The sequence below is a fragment of the Mucilaginibacter sp. GW822-FHT03E02 genome (assembly GCF_058801545.1).
This window is the reverse complement of sequence record NZ_JBXANJ010000001.1, coordinates 3,103,224-3,123,864: the sequence shown is the minus strand read 5'-3', so window position 1 is coordinate 3,123,864 and position 20,641 is coordinate 3,103,224. Positions and strand designations below refer to the sequence as shown.

Sequence of the window (20,641 nt, the reverse complement as noted above, 5' to 3'; positions counted from 1 at the left end):
TATACTTAATGCCTTAACTAATTACAGGGCTCCCAACTTAACCATCCCATAAAACAGCCCGGCGCAATGCATGGCTTGTGTTATTTTATTATCAAGCAGCAGTTGTTTTATTTCCCCGATGGTGTACTCTTCTACAATAAGCTCTTCGTGAGCATCCAGTTCCTGGCCCTGTACCTTTTTGCCACCTTTGGTAAAATAGGTAAAAGTTTGGTTATTGGCGGTTGATGGGTTGCCGTATACGGTGCAAATCAGTTCAAATTCATCAAACTGGTAGCCGGTTTCTTCCAGTAGCTCGCGGCGGATGGCATGAATGGGTTCTTCGCCAGGGTCAACTACGCCACCGGGAATTTCGAGCGAAATAACACCCGCCGCATGGCGGTACTGTGTTACCATTAATATTTTATTGTCTTCGGTAACGGCAACTGCATTAGCCCAGCTTGGGTACTCTAACACATAGTAGTCTTCAACAATTCGTTTATCAGGCATTTCGCAACGGTCAACCCGTAACGTGGCCCATGGGCCTTTATGAACATAGGTAGATGATAATAGTTTCCAGGTTAAATCCTTACTCATAGTTTGTTTGTAGAAATTGATAGATGGTATTACGCTTGTTAATGTTTTCAAATGATTGCCGGTGATATTGTTGCTCCAGCACATCGTAAACTAACAAAATCTTTTTAAATGACAGCAAAAGTTCGGCATTTGCTGTAAAAGGGAGGCTATAAATGTATAGTAATTGCGCTAAGGCATCCAGCTTGTCGGCACTGTAATTTTCATTTTCAAGCAATAACTTAAAAGCATCAATGTCAAGCTCAAGTATTTCATCAAGCTTAATTTTGTACTCATTTAAAAGTGTGCTATCGGCAAGTTTTATAAACTCATCGGTTTTACCAGCCTCCTTAAAACCCAACAGTCTGGCAATAACCAAGGTCATTTTTTCTATTTCGGTAAGTATATAGTCTTTCCTATACATGAGTTTAATAAATCAATAAATAAATTGCAGCTCAAATCAATAATTCAGTCATTCACTAAATCAATAATTAAAACCTACCAGCTGCCGCTTGATCCGCCACCGCCGCCACTGCCGCCGCCGAAACCGCCAAAGCCCCCACCGCCGCCGCCCCCACTTCCTCCGGAGAAACCGCCCCAGTCAGAGCCGCTGCTGCGGCCGCTGCCGCCAAGCATGCTGCCGGCTAAAAACCACCAGAAGGGGCTTGCACCACCCCTGCGGTCGATAATTTGCCGGCCGCCACCACCGCCTCGGTTACGAAATATGATAATTAATATAACAACTACTATCACAATCAGGATGATAATACCCGCGCCATCTCCGCCGCTGCTTTGGTCGTTTTCCTGTGGTTCGGCCTTGAATTCGCCTTTGGTGGCTTTTATAATATCGGTGGTTGCAGCATTCAGTCCGCCATAATAGTCGCCCGCTTTAAAGTGGGGTTTCATGTCGTCCTGTATAATGCGCTGGGTTAGCACATCGGGCAATGGTCCTTCGGCGCCGTAGCCGGTTTGGATAGCCATTTTACGGTCGTTTATAGCAACAATTACCAGGATGCCATTGTTCTTTTCTTTTTGGCCAATACCCCATTTGCGCAGCAGTTGCTGCCCATAGTCGTTTATATCATAACTGCCGGTTGATTTCATGATCACCACAGCTATTTGCGTGGATGTAGAATCGTGAAACGCAACCAGTTTGCTTTCCAGCTTTTGCTTATCATCGGCCGATAAAGTATTGGTATAATCGGTAACCAGCGTGGCCGACCGTTCCGGGAAATCCTGTGCAAATGCCATCGCGGAGCAAAGCAGCAGGCTAAAAAATATAGTGAGTTTTTTAAACATGAGGTTTATAGGTTATTCGCCATCCATAAAGGCGATATCATCGGGTAGTTCGTTAACATCGCCGGCATGGTGGGGGAAGTATTTTTGCAATTGTTCGCCGGCAATTTGCAGGCCGGTTACAATACCTTCAACAATATCGCCGTATTTAAAATGCTGCAGCATATCCTCTTTGGTTGTATCCCAAAAATCGGCAGGCACAACCTGGTTAATGCCGGCATCGCCAATAATGGCAAACTTCCGGTCAACAGTGGCTACATATATCAACACCCCATGCCTGAGGGCTGTTTTGTGCATATTAAGCTGAAAAAAATATTTCGCTGCCCGGTCAAGCACATCCTCGGCGCATTTCTTTTCTATACAAACCCGTATCTCGCCACTGCTGCGGCTCTCGGCCTGCTCAATAGCCTTACGGATGCGTTGCTGTTCTTCTTCGTTAAATACCGCCATCTTTTTGATTAGATTACACTGATTTTTGGGATGATTACACCGATTTTTTTGATTGGATTACACTGATTTTTAGGGTGATTTCACCGATTTTTTGTTGATGATTACACCGATTTTTTGATTGGATTACCCCGATTAGGGTGGTTCAGTTCTGTCCAAAAAATCAGTGAAATCACTCCCCCAATCGGTGAAATCCCAATAAAAATTAAAATTCCACCTTCGGTGCTTTGTCGCTTCCGGGTTCGGCGGTGAAATATCCTTTTTCGGAGAAGCCAAACATTTTTGCAGTGATATTAGCCGGGAACGAGCGGATTTTGGAGTTATATTCCATTACAGCACCATTAAAATCCTTACGGGATACGTTGATCCTGTTTTCGGTTCCTTCCAACTGAACGGATAGGTCGCGAAAGTTTTCGTTCGCCTTTAAATCCGGGTATTTTTCTGATACAACCAGCAGCCTGCCAATGGCTGAGCTTAACTCGCCCTGCGATGCCTGGAACGCTTTGATAGATTCGGGTGTAAGTTTGGTAGGATCAACCTGCACCGAGGTTGCTTTTGCGCGGGCTTCTATTACGGCGGTTAATGTGCTTTTTTCAAAGTTTGCGGCACCTTTAACCGTATTTACAAGATTGGGTATCAAATCGCTGCGGCGCTGGTAATCACTTTGTACGGCGCCCCATTTAGCTTTAACGGTTTCGTCGAGCTTAACCATGCTGTTATAGCTACATGAGCTTAAGCTCATAGCCGCTACTGCAATTAATATTACTGAAAGTAACTTTTTCATAGGTTGATTTGTTTTACAGGTATGTTTTTGATTTAGATTACAAAACGCATACCGTTGTTACAATGGGTATGGTTTAATGACATTATGTCAAGGTACAGAATTTATCATGGTAAGCGAAACATTTAACTGTTATAGCCTATATTTGAGGCTTAATGTTGACATCGACCCACAAAATGAAGAAGACACTCTGCCTTTTTTTTACTGCTATTTCGCTTGGCGCAGCCGCACAAACTAAAACTGCCGAAAATTTAGTACAATATGTAAACCCTATTATAGGCACCCAGCGTATGGGGCACGTATACCCGGGCGCTACAGTTCCTTTTGGAATGGTACAGTTGAGCCCGGAGACTGATACCCCAAGCTACGAACTGAACGGCAAATACAACCCCGATGTATATAAATACTGCGCCGGTTACCAGTACGATGATAAAACCATAGTTGGCTTTAGCCATACCCACTTTAGCGGTACCGGCCACTCAGACCTGGGCGACTTTTTAATAATGCCTACCGTTGGTGCTTTAAAACTAAACCCCGGCACCGCCGATAAACCGGGTAGCGGTTACCGCTCGGCATTTTCGCACCAGAACGAGGTAAGCCAGGCTAACTACTACAAAGTAAAACTGGACGAAAGCAATATTTTGGCCGAGATGACCACCAGCGCACGTGTTGGTTTTCACCAGTACACGTTCCCTAAGTCCGATCAATCGCATATTATATTAGATCTGATGGCCGGGATTTATAACTACCCGGATAAAAACGTGTGGACTTATCTAAGGGTTGTTAATGATAGCACCGTTGTGGGTTTTCGCCAAACCAATGGATGGGCACGTACCCGGTCGTTATATTTTGCCATGAGTTTTTCAAAAGCATTCTTTCAGCATGGCTACAAAAAGTACGATCAGCGCGAAGTATATGGTGGCTTTTGGGGCAAATTTAACAGAGTAAAAAACTTCCCCGAAATTGCGGGCAAGCAAATAAGGGCTTACTTTGATTTTAAAACTGAAGAGGGCGAAAAAATAAAAATCAAGTTTGCCTTATCCCCGGTGAGTATGGCCGGCGCGCTAAACAATATGCAAACCGAAATACCTGGCTGGGACTTTGAAAAAGTAAAAGCCGACGGCCAACAACTATGGGAAACCGAACTGCATAAGATAGAGATAGCAGGTAACAAAGAGATAAAAGAGAACTTTTATACCGCCATGTACCATGCCATGATTAACCCCACAGTATATATGGATGCCGATGGGCAATATAAAGGCCTTGATCAAAATGTACACAAAGCCGAAGGGTTTACCAATTATACCACTTTTTCGCTTTGGGATACCTACAGGGCGCTGCACCCGCTGTTTAATATTATTGAACCGAAAAGAAACGCGGATATGGTACAAAGTATGCTGGCCCATTTTGATCAAAGTCCGGAACATATGCTGCCCATCTGGTCAAACTCAGGGAACGAGAACTGGTGTATGAGCGGGTACCACAGTGTAGCCGTACTGGCCGACGCCGTTGTAAAGGGCAATATAAACTTTGATGCCAACAAAGCGCTGGATGCCTGCGTAGCCACCGCAAAGCACCGCGATTATGAGGGTATAGGCGATTATATAGATAAAGGGTATATCCCCGACGAAAAAAGCGGCGTATCTGTATCATCAACACTGGAGTATGCCTTTGACGACTGGGCCATTGCCCAAATGGCTAAAAAACTGAACAGGACGGATGTTTATAATGAGTTTATCAAACGATCAGAAAATTACAAAAACGTATACGATAAGGCAGCCGGGTTTATGCGCCCCAGGCTGGCCGATGGCACTTTCCGCCAAAAGTTTGATCCGCTGAGCACCATCAACGAAGGATTTATAGAGGGCAACAGCTGGAACTATACCCTGTTTGCGCCGCAAGATCCTAAAGGCCTGATTACGCTCATGGGCGGTAATAAGCGGTTTGTTGGCTACCTCGATTCGCTGTTTACCATGAACCTGCCCGATAAATACTTTGCCGAAACGGAGGATATTACCCGCGATGGCATCATCGGCAACTATGTGCATGGCAATGAGCCATCGCACCACGTAGCTTATTTATACAACTGGACAGATAAACCCTGGAAAACACAGGAACGTATCCGGATGATATTGCCACGTATGTACAAACCAACCCCGGATGGTTTGGGGGGTAACGATGATACCGGCCAGATGAGCGCCTGGTACATTTTCAGCACGCTGGGCTTTTACCCGGTAGCACCGGGGTCTGATCAGTATTCCATAGGCAGCCCGGCTGTGGATGGTGGTGTTATCAACCTGGATAACGGCAAAAAATTCACCATCAACGTAAAAAACCAAAGCGCCAAAAACGTGTATGTACAAAAGATAACGCTTAATGGTAAACCCCTGGATGGTTTATTCATTAGCCATGCCGATATCATGAATGGCGGCGAGATCACTTACTATATGAGCAGCAAACATAAATAGATGTGCAGATTTCAAATTTCAGATGTGCAGATGAAGTGAATTTGAAAATTTGAGTATTTGAAGATTTGAAAATGAAATTAAACAGATGTGCGGATTCCAGATTTCAAATGTGCAGATGAATTTACGTGCAACAAATGCAGCTAAAGTCTCCCCTACCGGGGGAGATTTAGATGGGGCTCAGGGGGCTGATTGTTTAAAGGGGGCGTGGCATTTGGTTTTGTTTTTGGGATTATTACTCTTCGCTTCATGCGCTGAATCGTTTAAGCAAATCCCTCCGGATAAGTTTAATGATACGATAGCGAAACGAAAGGATATTAAAACATCCGACGAACTGATTAAAGCTTATTACCAGTACCGGCAGTATTACAGTGAAACCGATGCGAGGCCGCGATTAAATATCACTTCAAGAAAACTGGATTCGGGCGACTATGAAATAACTGCTATAGACACGATTACGAATGACGATGCCCTGGCAGCCGAGAAGATTGTGATGATAGCCAGCCGGAAAGCTGAAACCTGGAAAGCTTTAGATATTAAATACAACTGGAAAGCCCGTGATGGTTATGGTAACTCAGAGTGGGGCACAGGGAATTAAATTTTACTTTGCCTGATTGGCCACCCCGCTAATCAGAACCCTCTCCTTTGGAGAGGGCAGGGTGAGGCTGGAGGTTTTTACGCGTAGCAATGTTCCTCGCGGGTAGTAAGTTTACCAATCATTTCTTTTAAGGCGGTGCGTGCACGGTGTAAAGTTGTGCGCGACAGCAATTCACTCATCCCCAGCGATGTGCCAATTTCCTGGTGCGAGTATCCTTCAATGGCGTACATATTAAATACCGAGCGATAAGTTTTAGGGAGTTTTTGAATCAGTTTCATCAAATCTTTTGCTTCAAGTTCATTATCATTATATGCTTTGCTGATAGGCATATCACTATCGGCAGCAAAATCCTCAACCAATACAACCGGGCGTAACTTGCGGTAGCGCGAAATAGCCGCGTGCACCATAATACGGCGCACCCAACCTTCCAGGCTGCCATCGCCACGGTAGTTTTGCATGTTCCTGAATATTTTTATAAAACCTTCTTGTAGTATATCCTGCGCTTCGTCTTTATCGGTAGCATAGCGCATGCAAACAGCCAGCATCCGCGATGCAAATAGTTTGTAAAATTGTTCCTGGCTTTTACGTTCGTTGCGTAAGCATCCTTCCCAAATTGTCTGTAAACGTTCGTCGGCAGTAGTCATTGTATTGTGTGTTTATTTGTGAAGCCTATGCCAATCCAAGTGCCATTTTGTAATTAATTGATTTTTAGATATTTATAAATTTACGATATTTTAAAACTGTTCGCTAGCGGACGGTTGATACGCACAGGCGAACACAAAGCCCCTAACCCCCTGAAGGGGGAACGATGGTTTAATATGTATAAAAATTATTCTACCGCTTATAAAAGTCTCCCCTTTCAGGGGGAGATTTAGAGGGGGTTTTGGCCGTGTTTTCTTACCTTTGCCCTAATCCGGGATAAAAACCCGGCGAGCGTATGACAAAAGAAATTGAAATAGTATGCCCTCCCGGGCAGCATGAAGATGAGGCAGTAATTAAACGCCTTGCGGCCGCAGCTTTAAATATGCAGCCGCAGAAGTTATCGGCCGTAAAAGTGTTAAAACGATCTATAGATGCCCGTGGCCGTAAAGTGGTTTACCGCATGATGGTGCAGGTGTTTATTGATGAGCCGTACAAACCCGAAATTTTTACTGTAAATTATCCCGATGTACAGTTTGGCCGTCCCGTTATAATAGTAGGTGCAGGCCCGGCAGGTATTTTTGCTGCATTGCAATGCATTGAGCTGGGATTAAAACCCGTGATACTGGAGCGGGGCAAAGATGTTAAACAACGCAGGCGCGATTTGGCCAATATTAACAAGCAGGGCCTGGTTAACCCCGAATCAAATTATTGCTTTGGCGAGGGTGGGGCCGGTACCTACTCTGATGGTAAGTTGTACACCCGGTCTACCAAGCGTGGCGATGTAAACCAGGTGCTCAAAATGTTTGTTGCACATGGGGCAGATGAAGATATATTAATAGATGCCCGCCCGCATATTGGTACCAACAAGCTGCCCCAGATTATTACCGCTATGCGCGAAACGATATTGAATGCAGGCGGCGAGTTTTTGTTTGATACCAAAGTGACAGCCTTACTGGTTGAGTTTGGCAAGATAAAAGGCGTAAAACTGGCCAGCGGCGAAAAAATGACCGCTGATGCCGTAATCCTGGCAACGGGCCACTCGGCAAGGGATGTGTTTGAAATGCTGCATCATCAAAATATACTGATTGAAGCCAAGCCATTTGCTTTGGGTGTACGCATAGAGCATCCGCAGGAAATAATTGACCGCGCCCAATACCATTGCGAAAGCCGTGGTCCGGATTTGCCGCCATCCTATTATAATTTGGTTGAGCAGGTAGAGGATAGGGGCGTATTCTCGTTTTGTATGTGCCCCGGTGGTATCATAGCGCCCTGTGCCACTGCCGAGAACGAAATTGTAGTGAACGGCTGGAGCCCGTCAAAACGGAATAACCCATTTGCCAATTCAGGTACAGTAGTACAAATTAATATGGAAGATGTGGCCGGCGATGACGGCGATCCATTCAAGATGCTCAACTTTCAGCATGAGGTGGAGTGCGCCGCTTTTAAAGCAGGCGGCGGCAGCCTGGTTGCACCGGGGCAGCGCATGGTTGATTTTGTGGAAGGGCGTTTGTCAAATGATCTGCCCGTAAACTCCTACCTGCCGGGCACAAAGAGTACCGAACTGAAGGAGGTGTTACCCGGTTGGATTCATAAACGTTTGCAGAAGGCATTGCCCGCTTTTGGCCGGAAGATGAAGGGCTATTATACCAATGAGGCGATTTTGGTAGGAGTAGAGTCGCGCACGTCATCTCCGGTAAAAATCCCCAGGGATAAAGAAACTTTGCAGCATCCACAAGTTAAGGGATTATTTCCCTGTGGCGAGGGAGCCGGTTATGCCGGTGGCATTATTTCTGCTGCTATTGATGGTGTTAACTGCGCACTGGCCGCTTTAAAAATATTAGCATGACAATTTCTGAAAAATTGAGTACCGAATTGCAGAAGATACTATCGGGCGATGCCTGGTATGGTTCGCCTGTTTATGATATAGTAGAAAGCATCAGCTTTGAGGCTGCCTATGAAAAGCCGCCCGGCTCCGTCCATAACATAGCCGAAATTGTTTTGCACATGATAGCCTGGACAGAAGAGGTGATGGACAGGATGAACGGCCTTACCGCCGGCATCCCCACCAGTGGCGACTGGCCCGAAACTGGCGCGCCCGACGAACAAAAATGGCAAAACTATGTTGATGATTTAAAGCTGGTGAACGTAAATTTGATTGGCGTTATCCAGAACTTCCCGCAGGAACAATGGGACGAGCCAATAAAAGACGAACGGAACCGCGAGATGGGAACAGGTGTGAGCTATGAAGAATTGATTAACGGACTTATCCAGCATCATATTTATCACTCCGGCCAGATTGCTTTATTAAACAGGATTTTAGGATTTTAATGAAGATGATTTCGCCGATTGGTTGTGATTTCACCGATTTTTGAGGGAGAATTACACTGGTTAATTTGTATCTAATCTTTTTCAATCAACCTTAAGTAATCGGTGAAATCATCTCATAATCGGTGTAATCCACAAATAAAAATGAAAAAGACACTTATATTAGGAGCAACGCCCGATACCGGCCGATACGCAAATCTTGCAGCCAACAGGTTGGTTGGTCATGGGCATAGCATAGTTAATGTAGGCATAAAAACAGGCGAGGTTGCCGGTGTGCCCATTGAGAAGCCCGAAGTTATTCATAACGATATAGATACCGTTACTTTGTATGTTGGCCCGCAAAACCAACCTCCACTGTACGATTATATTTTGAATACACACCCCAAACGTATTATATTTAATCCCGGTACCGAAAATTCCGAACTCAGGCGCATGGCCAATGAAAAAGGAATTGAAACAGAGTATGCATGTACACTGGTGTTATTATCTATAGGGCAATATTAAGATGCAAAAATCAGAACGCGGCGCGCAAATAAGGTCGGCCATTCTTTCCGGCTTTTCTTTCGCAGTATTTATGGGCTTGTTTTGGGCATACCAGGACGGATACAAAATGGCGCTTATAAGTGCGCCGATTGCCGGTGTTGTTTTTGGTTTGACCATGTATCTTTTCGCCAGGTCAAAGTGGATTAAACAACAAACTGAAGTTAAAGTGAGCGAGGATAATGCCATTTTGATGAGCGGGGCTGCCAATCATTTTTTAAACAGGGAAGCTGTGGGCGGCAAATTATATTTGTTTGGCGATAAGCTGTTGTTTAAATCCCACAGTTTAAATATTCAAAATCATGAACTCGAAATATCCATTGGCGATATTGCCGGGGTAGATTTTTATAATACACTGGGGCTGGTACCCAACGGCTTGGTGGTTTCTAAACGTGATGGCACGCAGGAAAAATTTGTGGTTAACAACAGAAGTACCTGGAAGCATGAAATATTAAGTGTAATAGATGCGGGCGTAGTTAAAGTTATTTGATTTACCAATGAGCAAAGACGAGCTTATTGAACTTGGGTATAAAATCAGCAATGGCGAAGGCAACGAACAGGAGCTGGACGATTGGTATGATTTGTTCAATAAAAATGTACCCTACCCTGTAGGAGCAAACCTGTTTTTCTATCCGGAAAACTACGACGCACGACGCGACAATATTGTGGGCTACAATCCCTCAGTTGAAGATGTTGTTGAGAAATGTTTAAGTTATAAGCCGATAGCGCTTTAATTCCAATTGTGTAGATGGCTGGCGCGAGCCGGTATTTATTGTTAGCTAATTTCCGCTTACTTTTTTCACACTTACACTATTGTTTCTTAGCGTTTTTTTCTTTTATATTGAAGTGTGAAGTATTGTACCTTATCTCTAATTATACTCGTCACGATGATAATCTCGTGCGGCAATCCCAAACACTCATCTACTGTTAAAACTCCGAAAAGTGTGTCCTCCATATCTGCATTGAAACGCAAAAGAGACAACATTGAAGCGTATTCACTTCAACACAAAAATAACATGCTGGTATTTGCCAAAGTGCCAGGCAAAGATGTACTGCTGAAAATTGAAAATGAAAAATGGCCGAACGAGGTTGAGTATTCATATAATGTTTTAAAAGATGATAATGGAAAAATTATCATGATAGATGCTTCGCCAGTTAGCGAAAGTGGCGATTGGGATGTATCGCATACCCATTATTTTTACGGCGATGGAAATACTTTTCTTTTTGAGCGAAATGCAAATGCTTTTAACGGTTGCCTTACCAATGATTCTGTAGTTTATGAAACCGTAAAAAAGTACTTCGCCTCTTCGTTCAAATTGCTAAAGCAGCAGGATATCGTAGTTGACAAAAACGGCAAGGCGCTGGATAAAATCAAGTGCGCTGTAGATGTTGCTATAGAAGATGCAAAGGTTTATCCAAATGTGAATGCTTGTTTAAAAGCATACCATATAAAATTGTAAGCGACCCGAACACCTGCTCAATCAAAAACGCCCCCTTCAGGGGGCTGGGGGGCTCGCCAATATTCTTATCTCTTTAGGATAATAATTATTGATCCTGTTTGGCAATAGCTTAGCCCATCCTAAGGCTTGTCCCTCATAGTTCATCAGGCTCCATCCCTTTTCGGTAGGGTTTAGGTCGATGTTGTCTCGGCGCAAATATTGAATAGCCTGGTCGTAGGTAAGTTCCGTTAGTAAAACCGCGTCCTTATTAATAATAGTACTTAAAGCCAGCTCATGGTCGGGTATTAAATCTTTCCCCATTAACTTACCAACCCGAACGCCCGATTTTTTAAGGTACAGGTGGCGCTGCAAAATATTGAGGCTTTCTTTATGCGCGCGGTTAATCGCCAGCCAATCTTCGTTCACTTTAAAATAATAGTAGTCGTCCGGTTTGTTAACGTATGCTTTCACCTGGTCAATTTCTTTACTGCTTATTTTTTGATGCATGTTGTTTTTAAAGGTGCCCAGTTCGCCGGTATTGGTTTTCTTTTTAAGGCACGATGCAAATAGCCCCTCACCCTTAACCTTGCCCGGATAAAAGCGATATCCCCAGGCCTTTTTATCAGGTGATTGCGTTTCTACAATACCCCACTCCTTATATATAGGTATACGGATGCTTTCCAAATCAAATTCAAGGCAAAGCCAATCCAGTATATCTTCGTTTTCCTGGTGCGAGTAGGAGCAGGTACTATATATAAGGTATCCGTCTTCCTTTAGCGCCGGGAGTATATCGGCCAGGATCCGTTCCTGTCGCTGGTGGCACAATTGCACATTGGCTTCCGACCACTCGTTCATAGCCTGCGGATCTTTACGAAACATGCCCGAGCCCGAACATGGCGCATCAACCAGGATAATATCGAAAAAGCTTTTTAGCCGGCCAATGTCTTTCGGATCGTTATTGCTCACTATTACGTTTGCCTGTCCCCAACGGCTAAGGTTATCTGTTAATACAGGTACGCGTGTTTTAATAATTTCGTTGGCAACCAACAAATCGTTGGCATTAATGGCCGAGTTAAGGAGTGTGCTTTTGCCACCCGGAGCAGCGCAAAGGTCAAGTGCTTTTATCGTGTCATCTATATTGGGGCGGATATGTTTTAATATATGGTCGATAAACATAGACGATGCCTCCTGTACATAATAGCACCCGGCATGAAAAAGCGGGTCGAAAGTGAAGGATGGACGGGTGTTTAAATAAAAGCCATCACTACACCAGGCCACCTGTTCATCTGTTTTTAATGATGGATGCTTAAAAGGATTAAGCCTTATAGAAGTAGGCGCATCAGTAATTTGATGTGCTTTGATGAAATTTTCTTCGTCAAATCCATTTTCTGCGCTTAATGTTTGCAGGAAATTATCGGGGAACCGGGGGTTGTTCATATATAATGTAAATATACGCATTAGGTAAATGGCATTGAAATAGCTTCATTACCGTTTTAAGGGTACGGCTTTAGGCTTAGTTTACAGGTACTTGTCAAATTGTTTTAATTATTTGAAAATAACTCTTGGTGCGTAAGCTGTTTTCTGTGTACATTTGTGGCCGCTCAAGTAAAAATGGTGTTGTTTTTTGAGATTTAGCGAATAAAAAAAAGATTAAAATAAGTGAAATTTTCACTTGGTAAATCAAATTAAAATTCGCACTTTTGCAACCCGCAATCGAAGGGAGAGATTAAGTGAAAATGATCGGTTAAAGGGTTCCAAAAAAAGAAAAAATAAGTTTTGGAAAAGTAAAAAGGATTACTACCTTTGCAGACCCAAACGGAGGGTTGTTCGGAAGAGCAAAAGAAGTTAAAAAGCCGGAGCGATTCCGGTAATAGAAATGACAAATCAGACAAGGCAACTTGTAAAGATTATATAGCGGATTCGGATGATGAAGCGAGAAAGTTCTTTTAAGAAATAGAAAATCATGTAGAGTAACAACTCAAACAAACGCAAGTAAGTAAGAGGGGTTATGATAACAAAAGTTAGATACTGTATAAAGATATAATAATTATACAGATTCTATTATTAATAATAGGGTCAGTGAACAAACGAGACATTTTACAATGGAGAGTTTGATCCTGGCTCAGGATGAACGCTAGCGGCAGGCCTAATACATGCAAGTCGGACGGGATAGGAGAGCTTGCTTTCCTTGAGAGTGGCGCACGGGTGCGTAACACGTATGTAACCTACCTTGTTCAGGGGGATAGCCTCTCGAAAGAGAGATTAAGACCGCATAACATTAAGTTGTGGCATCGCAATTTAATCAAATATTTATAGGAACAAGATGGGCATGCGGAACATTAGCTAGTTGGTAAGGTAACGGCTTACCAAGGCTACGATGTTTAGGGGATCTGAGAGGATGACCCCCCACACTGGTACTGAGACACGGACCAGACTCCTACGGGAGGCAGCAGTAAGGAATATTGGTCAATGGGCGGAAGCCTGAACCAGCCATGCCGCGTGCAGGAAGACGGCCCTACGGGTTGTAAACTGCTTTTGTACGGGAATAAACCTTTGGTCGTGACCAAAGCTGAATGTACTGTAAGAATAAGGATCGGCTAACTCCGTGCCAGCAGCCGCGGTAATACGGAGGATCCAAGCGTTATCCGGATTTATTGGGTTTAAAGGGTGCGTAGGTGGCTTATTAAGTCAGGGGTGAAAGACGGTAGCTTAACTATCGCAGTGCCTTTGATACTGATGAGCTTGAATGAACTAGAGGTAGGCGGAATGTGACAAGTAGCGGTGAAATGCATAGATATGTCACAGAACACCAATTGCGAAGGCAGCTTACTATGGTTTGATTGACACTGAGGCACGAAAGCGTGGGGATCAAACAGGATTAGATACCCTGGTAGTCCACGCCCTAAACGATGAATACTCGATGTTGGCGATATACGGTCAGCGTCTAAGCGAAAGCGTTAAGTATTCCACCTGGGGAGTACGCCCGCAAGGGTGAAACTCAAAGGAATTGACGGGGGCCCGCACAAGCGGAGGAGCATGTGGTTTAATTCGATGATACGCGAGGAACCTTACCCGGGCTTGAAAGTTAGTGAATTGAGCAGAGACGCTCAAGTCCTTCGGGACACGAAACTAGGTGCTGCATGGCTGTCGTCAGCTCGTGCCGTGAGGTGTTGGGTTAAGTCCCGCAACGAGCGCAACCCCTATGTTTAGTTGCCAGCACGTCAAGGTGGGGACTCTAAACAGACTGCCTATGCAAATAGAGAGGAAGGAGGGGACGACGTCAAGTCATCATGGCCCTTACGTCCGGGGCTACACACGTGCTACAATGGGCAGTACAGAGGGCAGCTACCTGGCAACAGGATGCCAATCTCTTAAAGCTGTTCACAGTTCGGATCGGGGTCTGCAACTCGACCCCGTGAAGTTGGATTCGCTAGTAATCGCGTATCAGCAATGACGCGGTGAATACGTTCCCGGGCCTTGTACACACCGCCCGTCAAGCCATGGAAGCTGGAAGTGCCTGAAGTGCGTAACCGCAAGGAGCGTCCTAGGGTAAAGTCGGTAACTGGGGCTAAGTCGTAACAAGGTAGCCGTACCGGAAGGTGTGGCTGGAATACCTCCTTTCTGGAGCAGTATCGAAACATTAGTTATTGTAACAAGTTACCTACATGATTATTTCTTAAAATAGATGTGAGATATTAGATGTGAGATATGAGACAGGAACCAAACGAAAGCGCAGTTCATCTCAATACTCAAATCTCAATACTCAAATCTATAATTAAACACAAAAAGGAAACCCAAAAGATGAAGCCATCTATGTGGAGCTATGCCGAAAGGTGAGTGAAGGATAAGGTAGGCAGTCAGCAGTTGGCGGTAAGCAGTTAGCAGTTAGCACGAAAGTGAAGCTAAGACTGCAAACTGAGAACTCAAAACTGCAAACTAAAAAATAGTCCTGTAGCTCAGCTTGGTTAGAGCACTACACTGATAATGTAGGGGTCAGCAGTTCAAATCTGCTCGGGACTACAAGCAATTATTGAATTGGATAATTATGGAATTACTGAATAAAAAGTATTCATTAATTCAGACATTCAATAATTCAATTATTCATTTTTAGGGGGATTAGCTCAGCTGGCTAGAGCACCTGCCTTGCACGCAGGGGGTCAACGGTTCGAATCCGTTATTCTCCACCACACCCTCCGTTTTCCGAAAGGAATAGGATATAATGTAAGCTACGAAACGCAAGTGGAGTATGGGGTAAAGTTCTTTGACATATTGGAAGAAGTAATAAAAAAGAGAAGACAACAGTATAGAGACGGTTGTTGGCTTTAAAGGATTACGAGAACAAAGGTAAAGAGGTAGCAATACCAATGAACTAATGAACGAGTGAACCAATGAACGGCAACTTTATCAAAAAGCATACATACCGAGCAAAAGGCGGTATAGTAGAAGAAAGTAAGAAAGGGTACACGGGGGATGCCTTGGCTCTCAGAGGCGATGAAAGACGTGATAAGCTGCGATAAGCTGCGGGGATCAGCAAATATGAATTGATCCGCAGATTTCTGAATGGGGAAACCTAACTATTTGAAGAATAGTTGCATAAATGCGCAAACCTGCTGAACTGAAACATCTAAGTAAGCAGAGGAAGAGAAAATAATAATGATTTCCTGAGTAGTGGCGAGCGAAAGGGAAGAAGCCCAAACCAATTATGTTACGGCATAATTGGGGTTGTAGGACCACAACATGAATACTAAACAAAACCGGAATGGGGTGGGAAACCCGGCCATAGAGCATGACAGCTGCGTACGGGTAATGAATAGTAGGATAGTGGTATCCTGAGTACCGCGAGGTCGGAGACGCCTTGTGGGAATCTGCCGGCACCATCCGGTAAGGCTAAATACTCCTGAGAGACCGATAGTGAACCAGTACCGTGAGGGAAAGGTGAAAAGAACCCCGAACAGGGGAGTGAAATAGAACCTGAAACCGTGTACTTACAAGCGGTCGGAGCGGATTTGTTCCGTGACGGCGTGCCTTTTGCATAATGAGCCTACGAGTTACTCTTTCCTGGCAAGGTTAAGTGTTTAAGACACGGATCCGAAGCGAAAGCGAGTCTGAATAGGGCGTATAGTCAGGGGAGGTAGACGCGAAACCTTGTGATCTACCCATGGACAGGTTGAAGGTGCCGTAACAGGTACTGGAGGACCGAACCGATAAACGTTGAAAAGTTTCCGGATGATTTGTGGGTAGGGGTGAAAGGCTAATCAAACTGGGAAATAGCTCGTACTCCCCGAAATGTTTTTAGGAACAGCCTGGCGGTTGAGTTAATAAGAGGTAGAGCTACTAATTGGGTGCGGGGGAGTCAAATCCTACCAAATCCAGATAAACTCCGAATGCTTATTAATATACGCTGGAGTGAGGCTCTGGGTGCTAAGGTCCAGGGCCGAGAGGGAAAGAACCCAGACCATCAGCTAAGGTCCCCAAATTACTGCTAAGTTGAACTAACGAGGTCCGATTGCACAGACAGCTAGGATGTTGGCTTGGAAGCAGCCATTCATTTAAAGAGTGCGTAACAGCTCACTAGTCGAGCGATCGGGCATGGATAATAAACGGGCATCAAGCAGTATACCGAAGCTATGGATTTGCAGCAATGCATCTGGTAGGGGAGCATTCTATTATCCGGCGAAGCAGGAGGGACAACCGACTGTGGAGGGAATAGAAAAGCAAATGTAGGCATAAGTAACGATAAGGCGGGAGAGAAACCCGCCCACCGAAAGACTAAGGTTTCCTGATCAACGCTAATCGGATCAGGGTTAGTCGGGGCCTAAGGTGAAGCCGAAGGGCGTAGCCGATGGACAACTGGTTAATATTCCAGTACTTTTTATAACTGCGATGCGGTGACGGAGTAGTGACACTGACGCGAACTGACGGAATAGTTCGTTAAAGGCCGTAGGTATAGGATTTGTAGTTAAGTACGCAGATCTTGCTGAAAGCTGATAGTATACCAAATCTTCGGAGGCGGTAATAGTTCAGGTAATCAGACTTCCAAGAAAACCCGCTAAGCTTCAGGTTATAAAAACCCGTACCGTAAACCGACACAGGTAGTCGAGGAGAGAATCCTAAGGTGCTCGAGTGAATCATGGCTAAGGAACTCGGCAAAATGGCCCTGTAACTTCGGGAGAAGGGGCGCTTTCAGCAATGGAAGCCGCAGTGAAAAGGCCCAGGCGACTGTTTAACAAAAACACATGGCTATGCAAAATCGAAAGATGACGTATATGGCCTGACACCTGCCCGGTGCCGGAAGGTTAAGAGGGGATGTTAGTCGCAAGGCGAAGCATTGAATCGAAGCCCCGGTAAACGGCGGCCGTAACTATAACGGTCCTAAGGTAGCGAAATTCCTTGTCGGGTAAGTTCCGACCTGCACGAATGGTGTAACGATCTGGGCGCTGTCTCAGCCATGAGCTCGGTGAAATTGTGGTATCGGTGAAGACGCCGGTTACCCGCAACGGGACGGAAAGACCCCATGCACCTTCACTACAACTTAACATTGATATCGGATACAGGATGTGTAGGATAGGTGGGAGACTGTGATGTGGCTTCGCCAGGAGTCATTTAGTCAACGTTGAAATACCACCCTTTCTGTATTTGGTGTCTAACTCTGCAATGTGGAGGACATTGTTTGGCGGGTAGTTTGACTGGGGTGGTCGCCTCCAAAAAGGTAACGGAGGCTTTCAAAGGTAAGCTCAGTACGCTTGGTAACCGTACGTGGAGTGCAATAGCATAAGCTTGCTTGACTGTGAGGCAGACAAGCCGAGCAGGGTCGAAAGACGGATATAGTGATCCGGTGGTTCTGCATGGAAGGGCCATCGCTCAAAGGATAAAAGGTACGCTGGGGATAACAGGCTGATCTCCCCCAAGAGCTCATATCGACGGGGAGGTTTGGCACCTCGATGTCGGCTCGTCACATCCTGGGGCTGGAGAAGGTCCCAAGGGTTGAGCTGTTCGCTCATTAAAGTGGCACGCGAGCTGGGTTCAGAACGTCGCGAGACAGTTCGGTCCCTATCTGTTGTGGGCGCAGGAAGTTTGAGTGGGGCTGACCTTAGTACGAGAGGACCGGGTTGGACTAACCTCTGGTGAATCTGTTATGGCGCCAGCTGTATTGCAGAGTAGCTACGTTGGGAATAGATAAGCGCTGAAAGCATCTAAGTGCGAAACTAGCCACAAGATGAGACTTCCATTGAGGGTCGTAGCAGACTACTACGTTGATAGGTCATAGGTATAAAGGTGGTGACATCATAGCCGAGTGATACTAATTGCCCGAAGCTTTCTCATAGCAGGTAATAATAGTGGTTGATGGCAAATGGATCATAGTTCATAGTAATATGTGCGATGAACCATGAACTATCAACCATGAACACACTAATATTGTTGTTTTCTCTGATTAATTACTTCTTTCAATAATATGTCAATAGATATGAGATATTAGATGTGAGATATGAGACCGGGCGCAAGTCAATCTCAATACTCAAATCTCAATACTCAAATCTAAAAGAAATTCAGGTGCCTATATCGGCGGTGTCTACCTCTTCCCATTCCGAACAGAGAAGTCAAGCCCGCCAGAGCCGATGGTACTGCGGTAAAACGTGGGAGAGTAGGTCGGTGCCAAATCTTAAATCAAGCCCTTGCTGGAAACAGTCAAGGGCTTTTTTGTGTTTGGGAAGTTTGCTCATTGGTCATTTCGCTGGGCTGTCATTAGTCATTGGTGTTCGGTTGGACAGGACACCGTTCGGGTGTTCGGGGCGAACACTTACTTGGCTTACAATCAGTAGGTTAGGTGTTCGGATTGCCCGTGAACATAAAATTCACAGGCTAATCAGTGCCTCCATCCGCAGGCATAACCATGCAATAATCCATCGATTTTCAAAATAGCACAGCGGAATATGGGATACCTGCCGATACCTCGCCGGTGCCTTATCTGCCGCCGTCGGGTTACCGTCGGTTACCCTTAAAGCTACCGGTATGCACCTTCCGGGTACCAGGGTTTTGGCCTGGGCTGTTTTTGGTGCGGGGAGAGTGGAAAAATCCATCAGGGATTATCAGAAAAAGTGGGCGCAATTTTGGGGCGCTGGTATTGTTAGGTTACTGACAAAGTTGTGTCACCATTTGTGTTAGGCGGGTGTGGTAAATTTGTAGGGGCCCGCAACCCGAACCTCGCAACCCGAACCTCGCAACTCCAAAACCAACCATCATGCTTAACCTCCAATTCACCCAAAAAAACAAAACCCCGAAAGCCCCCTCGGCCGATCAGCTGGCCTTCGACCATGTGGAGGCCGACCAGTATAACCCCAACGCCCTCTTCCAGATTTATAAGGCCAACCAGTGGATGGCTATGGAGCACGAGGCCGAAACGCCGCAAATGCTCTTCGGCAGGTTTTGGCTGCAGGGCGAGCTGTGCATCCTGTTTGCCGATACCAACATGGGCAAAAGCATCCTGGCCGTGCAGCTGGGCCAAAGCATTGCCGCGGGCAAGGCCATCGCCGGGTTCGAGATGAATGCCGAAGCCGCCCCGGTGCTGTACATCGATTTTGAGCTGGCCGGCAAGCAGTTTGAACAACGCTATACCGACGAGCGCGGCACCTTCCGCTTTAGCGACAATTTTATGCGCGGCGAATACAACCAGCTATACAAACACTACAGCCCCACCACCCGCTTTAATGATGATGTGATCGAGGCCCTTACCCGCGGCATCAAAACCACCGGCGCCACCGTGCTCATTATCGACAACATTACCTGCATGCGCAAGGGTACCGAACGTGCCAACGAGGCCCTGCCCCTCATGAAACAGCTTAAATACCTCAAAACCCGCCACGGCCTCAGCATCCTGGTGCTGGCTCATACCCCCAAACGCAACCCCGCCATGCCCATTAGCCGCAACGATTTGCAGGGCAGCAAAATGCTCATCAACTTTGCCGATAGCGCCTTTGCCATCGGCGAAAGCAATAAGTGGACCGGCTACCGCTACCTTAAACAAATAAAACAGCGCAGCACCCAGGAAACCTACGGTGCCGAAAACGTGGTACAATGCAAACTGGTACGGCGCGACAGTTTCCTGCAATTTAACTTCGAGGGCACCTGCCACGAGCTTGACCACCTGCTTACCAGCACCCAGCAACTGCGCGACCGCAATGCCAACCAGGTAGCCCAGCTGCACGCCCAGGGCCTAAGCCAGCGCCAGATAGCCGCCCGCCTCAAACTCGGCCTCGCCACCGTGAACAAAATGATAGGATGGGCGAAGGATTAGATGTGCAGATGTGCAGATTTCAAATGTGCAGATTAACTTCGTTGAGGGCTTCGCCGTTTCAGATGTGGACAAAAAAGCGCCTGGCCCCGTGCGATTCCCTCCCTTGGGAGGGTAGGGAGGGGTTTCTCCACCCTGCAACTCCGTGTGTTAAGCCATATGATTTCGGAATTCGGATGCCTGATTTCGGAATTTTTTATTTTCGGACTTCGGAGTTAGAGTTTAGAATTTATTCCTCATCTCCCCGCAGATCAGCCAAAAAAATCTTGC

Annotated in this window: 17 protein-coding genes, 2 tRNA genes and 3 rRNA genes; 14 read left to right on the top strand and 8 right to left on the bottom strand. The window is 45.7% G+C overall.

Features of this window, described 5'->3' with window-relative positions:
- Positions 1-21: 21 nt before the first annotated feature.
- From AC1RM2_RS13085 to AC1RM2_RS13065, 5 genes are all read right to left on the bottom strand, one after another.
- Positions 22-573 (bottom strand): NUDIX hydrolase, encoded by a 552-nt coding sequence (locus tag AC1RM2_RS13085; RefSeq protein WP_492985513.1) that lies wholly within the window; start codon positions 571-573, stop codon positions 22-24.
- On the bottom strand, positions 566-973 hold the full coding sequence (locus AC1RM2_RS13080) for a hypothetical protein (RefSeq protein ID WP_492985512.1): 408 nt from the start codon (positions 971-973) through the stop codon (positions 566-568). Before AC1RM2_RS13080 ends, AC1RM2_RS13085 begins: the two co-directional genes overlap by 8 nt.
- 74 nt (positions 974-1,047) lie before the next feature.
- Positions 1,048-1,848, bottom strand: coding sequence for a TPM domain-containing protein (locus tag AC1RM2_RS13075; RefSeq protein ID WP_492985511.1), 801 nt, complete (start codon positions 1,846-1,848; stop codon positions 1,048-1,050).
- Positions 1,849-1,860: 12 nt separating this feature from the next.
- A complete protein-coding gene (locus tag AC1RM2_RS13070; protein ID WP_090651620.1) occupies positions 1,861-2,295 on the bottom strand; it encodes a TPM domain-containing protein in 435 nt (144 codons plus the stop codon).
- Between the two features lie 202 nt (positions 2,296-2,497).
- Positions 2,498-3,076, bottom strand: coding sequence for a LemA family protein (locus tag AC1RM2_RS13065; RefSeq protein ID WP_492985510.1), 579 nt, complete (start codon positions 3,074-3,076; stop codon positions 2,498-2,500).
- A 173-nt stretch (positions 3,077-3,249) separates the two neighbouring features.
- On the opposite strand from AC1RM2_RS13065, the gene AC1RM2_RS13060 reads away from it, so the two are divergent.
- Positions 3,250-5,541, top strand: a complete 2,292-nt coding sequence (locus AC1RM2_RS13060; RefSeq protein WP_492985509.1) for a GH92 family glycosyl hydrolase — start codon at positions 3,250-3,252, stop codon at positions 5,539-5,541.
- 115 nt (positions 5,542-5,656) lie between these two features.
- Positions 5,657-6,136 (top strand): hypothetical protein, encoded by a 480-nt coding sequence (locus tag AC1RM2_RS13055; protein ID WP_492985508.1) that lies wholly within the window; start codon positions 5,657-5,659, stop codon positions 6,134-6,136.
- A gap of 77 nt (positions 6,137-6,213) precedes the next feature.
- Here the strand turns inward: AC1RM2_RS13055 and AC1RM2_RS13050 are convergent, their stop codons facing one another.
- A complete protein-coding gene (locus AC1RM2_RS13050) occupies positions 6,214-6,780 on the bottom strand; it encodes an RNA polymerase sigma factor (protein WP_090651624.1) in 567 nt (188 codons plus the stop codon).
- A gap of 293 nt (positions 6,781-7,073) precedes the next feature.
- Here AC1RM2_RS13050 and AC1RM2_RS13045 point away from each other — a divergent pair, with 293 nt between their 5' ends.
- The 6 genes from AC1RM2_RS13045 to AC1RM2_RS13020 all read left to right on the top strand — a co-directional run bounded on the left by AC1RM2_RS13045 (position 7,074) and on the right by AC1RM2_RS13020 (position 11,103).
- Positions 7,074-8,624, top strand: a complete 1,551-nt coding sequence (locus tag AC1RM2_RS13045; RefSeq protein WP_492985507.1) for an NAD(P)/FAD-dependent oxidoreductase — start codon at positions 7,074-7,076, stop codon at positions 8,622-8,624.
- Positions 8,621-9,106: a DinB family protein gene (locus AC1RM2_RS13040; RefSeq protein ID WP_492985506.1), complete on the top strand. Its 486-nt coding sequence runs from the start codon at positions 8,621-8,623 to the stop codon at positions 9,104-9,106. The genes AC1RM2_RS13045 and AC1RM2_RS13040 overlap by 4 nt, the downstream gene beginning before the upstream one ends.
- A gap of 141 nt (positions 9,107-9,247) precedes the next feature.
- The gene (locus tag AC1RM2_RS13035) at positions 9,248-9,607 is read left to right on the top strand and encodes a CoA-binding protein (RefSeq protein ID WP_492985505.1); all 360 of its coding nucleotides are present in this window, start codon (positions 9,248-9,250) and stop codon (positions 9,605-9,607) included.
- Between the two features lies 1 nt (position 9,608).
- The gene (locus AC1RM2_RS13030) at positions 9,609-10,133 is read left to right on the top strand and encodes a hypothetical protein (protein ID WP_492985504.1); all 525 of its coding nucleotides are present in this window, start codon (positions 9,609-9,611) and stop codon (positions 10,131-10,133) included.
- 7 nt (positions 10,134-10,140) lie between these two features.
- Positions 10,141-10,377: a bacteriocin immunity protein gene (locus AC1RM2_RS13025; protein ID WP_492985503.1), complete on the top strand. Its 237-nt coding sequence runs from the start codon at positions 10,141-10,143 to the stop codon at positions 10,375-10,377.
- A gap of 228 nt (positions 10,378-10,605) precedes the next feature.
- Positions 10,606-11,103, top strand: coding sequence for a hypothetical protein (locus tag AC1RM2_RS13020; protein ID WP_492985502.1), 498 nt, complete (start codon positions 10,606-10,608; stop codon positions 11,101-11,103).
- 36 nt (positions 11,104-11,139) lie between these two features.
- On the opposite strand, the gene AC1RM2_RS13015 is transcribed toward AC1RM2_RS13020, so the two are convergent.
- The gene (locus tag AC1RM2_RS13015) at positions 11,140-12,519 is read right to left on the bottom strand and encodes a methyltransferase RsmF C-terminal domain-like protein (RefSeq protein WP_492985501.1); all 1,380 of its coding nucleotides are present in this window, start codon (positions 12,517-12,519) and stop codon (positions 11,140-11,142) included.
- 662 nt (positions 12,520-13,181) lie between these two features.
- On the opposite strand from AC1RM2_RS13015, the gene AC1RM2_RS13010 reads away from it, so the two are divergent.
- The 5 genes from AC1RM2_RS13010 to rrf all read left to right on the top strand — a co-directional run bounded on the left by AC1RM2_RS13010 (position 13,182) and on the right by rrf (position 18,741).
- A 16S ribosomal RNA gene (locus tag AC1RM2_RS13010) occupies positions 13,182-14,703 on the top strand.
- A 324-nt stretch (positions 14,704-15,027) separates the two neighbouring features.
- Positions 15,028-15,102, top strand: a tRNA-Ile gene (locus AC1RM2_RS13005).
- A gap of 90 nt (positions 15,103-15,192) precedes the next feature.
- Positions 15,193-15,269, top strand: a tRNA-Ala gene (locus AC1RM2_RS13000).
- Between the two features lie 256 nt (positions 15,270-15,525).
- A 23S ribosomal RNA gene (locus tag AC1RM2_RS12995) occupies positions 15,526-18,405 on the top strand.
- Positions 18,406-18,629: 224 nt separating this feature from the next.
- Positions 18,630-18,741, top strand: a 5S ribosomal RNA gene (rrf, locus tag AC1RM2_RS12990).
- The 16S, 23S and 5S rRNA genes sit together here with 2 tRNA genes alongside, the layout of an rRNA operon.
- 194 nt (positions 18,742-18,935) lie before the next feature.
- On the opposite strand, the gene AC1RM2_RS12985 is transcribed toward rrf, so the two are convergent.
- Positions 18,936-19,160, bottom strand: a complete 225-nt coding sequence (locus AC1RM2_RS12985; protein WP_492985500.1) for a hypothetical protein — start codon at positions 19,158-19,160, stop codon at positions 18,936-18,938.
- 161 nt (positions 19,161-19,321) lie between these two features.
- Here AC1RM2_RS12985 and AC1RM2_RS12980 point away from each other — a divergent pair, with 161 nt between their 5' ends.
- Entirely contained in the window at positions 19,322-20,374 is a 1,053-nt protein-coding gene (locus AC1RM2_RS12980; protein WP_492985499.1) for an AAA family ATPase, read from the top strand.
- The last annotated feature ends 267 nt before the right edge of the window (positions 20,375-20,641 follow it).

Bases quoted from the DNA above. Each gene is read 5' to 3' on its own strand.
- AC1RM2_RS12980 (WP_492985499.1), top strand. From the start codon at position 19,322: ATGCTTAACCTCCAATTCACCCAAAAAAACAAAACCCCGAAAGCCCCC.
- AC1RM2_RS13060 (WP_492985509.1), top strand. From the start codon at position 3,250: ATGAAGAAGACACTCTGCCTTTTTTTTACTGCTATTTCGCTTGGCGCA.
- AC1RM2_RS13035 (WP_492985505.1), top strand. From the start codon at position 9,248: ATGAAAAAGACACTTATATTAGGAGCAACGCCCGATACCGGCCGATAC.
- AC1RM2_RS13070 (WP_090651620.1), bottom strand. From the start codon at position 2,295: ATGGCGGTATTTAACGAAGAAGAACAGCAACGCATCCGTAAGGCTATT.
- AC1RM2_RS13085 (WP_492985513.1), bottom strand. From the start codon at position 573: ATGAGTAAGGATTTAACCTGGAAACTATTATCATCTACCTATGTTCAT.
- AC1RM2_RS13045 (WP_492985507.1), top strand. From the start codon at position 7,074: ATGACAAAAGAAATTGAAATAGTATGCCCTCCCGGGCAGCATGAAGAT.
- AC1RM2_RS13040 (WP_492985506.1), top strand. From the start codon at position 8,621: ATGACAATTTCTGAAAAATTGAGTACCGAATTGCAGAAGATACTATCG.
- AC1RM2_RS12985 (WP_492985500.1), bottom strand. From the start codon at position 19,160: ATGGATTTTTCCACTCTCCCCGCACCAAAAACAGCCCAGGCCAAAACC.
- AC1RM2_RS13075 (WP_492985511.1), bottom strand. From the start codon at position 1,848: ATGTTTAAAAAACTCACTATATTTTTTAGCCTGCTGCTTTGCTCCGCG.
- AC1RM2_RS13050 (WP_090651624.1), bottom strand. From the start codon at position 6,780: ATGACTACTGCCGACGAACGTTTACAGACAATTTGGGAAGGATGCTTA.
- AC1RM2_RS13065 (WP_492985510.1), bottom strand. From the start codon at position 3,076: ATGAAAAAGTTACTTTCAGTAATATTAATTGCAGTAGCGGCTATGAGC.
- AC1RM2_RS13015 (WP_492985501.1), bottom strand. From the start codon at position 12,519: ATGAACAACCCCCGGTTCCCCGATAATTTCCTGCAAACATTAAGCGCA.
- AC1RM2_RS13080 (WP_492985512.1), bottom strand. From the start codon at position 973: ATGTATAGGAAAGACTATATACTTACCGAAATAGAAAAAATGACCTTG.
- AC1RM2_RS13025 (WP_492985503.1), top strand. From the start codon at position 10,141: ATGAGCAAAGACGAGCTTATTGAACTTGGGTATAAAATCAGCAATGGC.
- AC1RM2_RS13030 (WP_492985504.1), top strand. From the start codon at position 9,609: ATGCAAAAATCAGAACGCGGCGCGCAAATAAGGTCGGCCATTCTTTCC.
- AC1RM2_RS13055 (WP_492985508.1), top strand. From the start codon at position 5,657: ATGAATTTACGTGCAACAAATGCAGCTAAAGTCTCCCCTACCGGGGGA.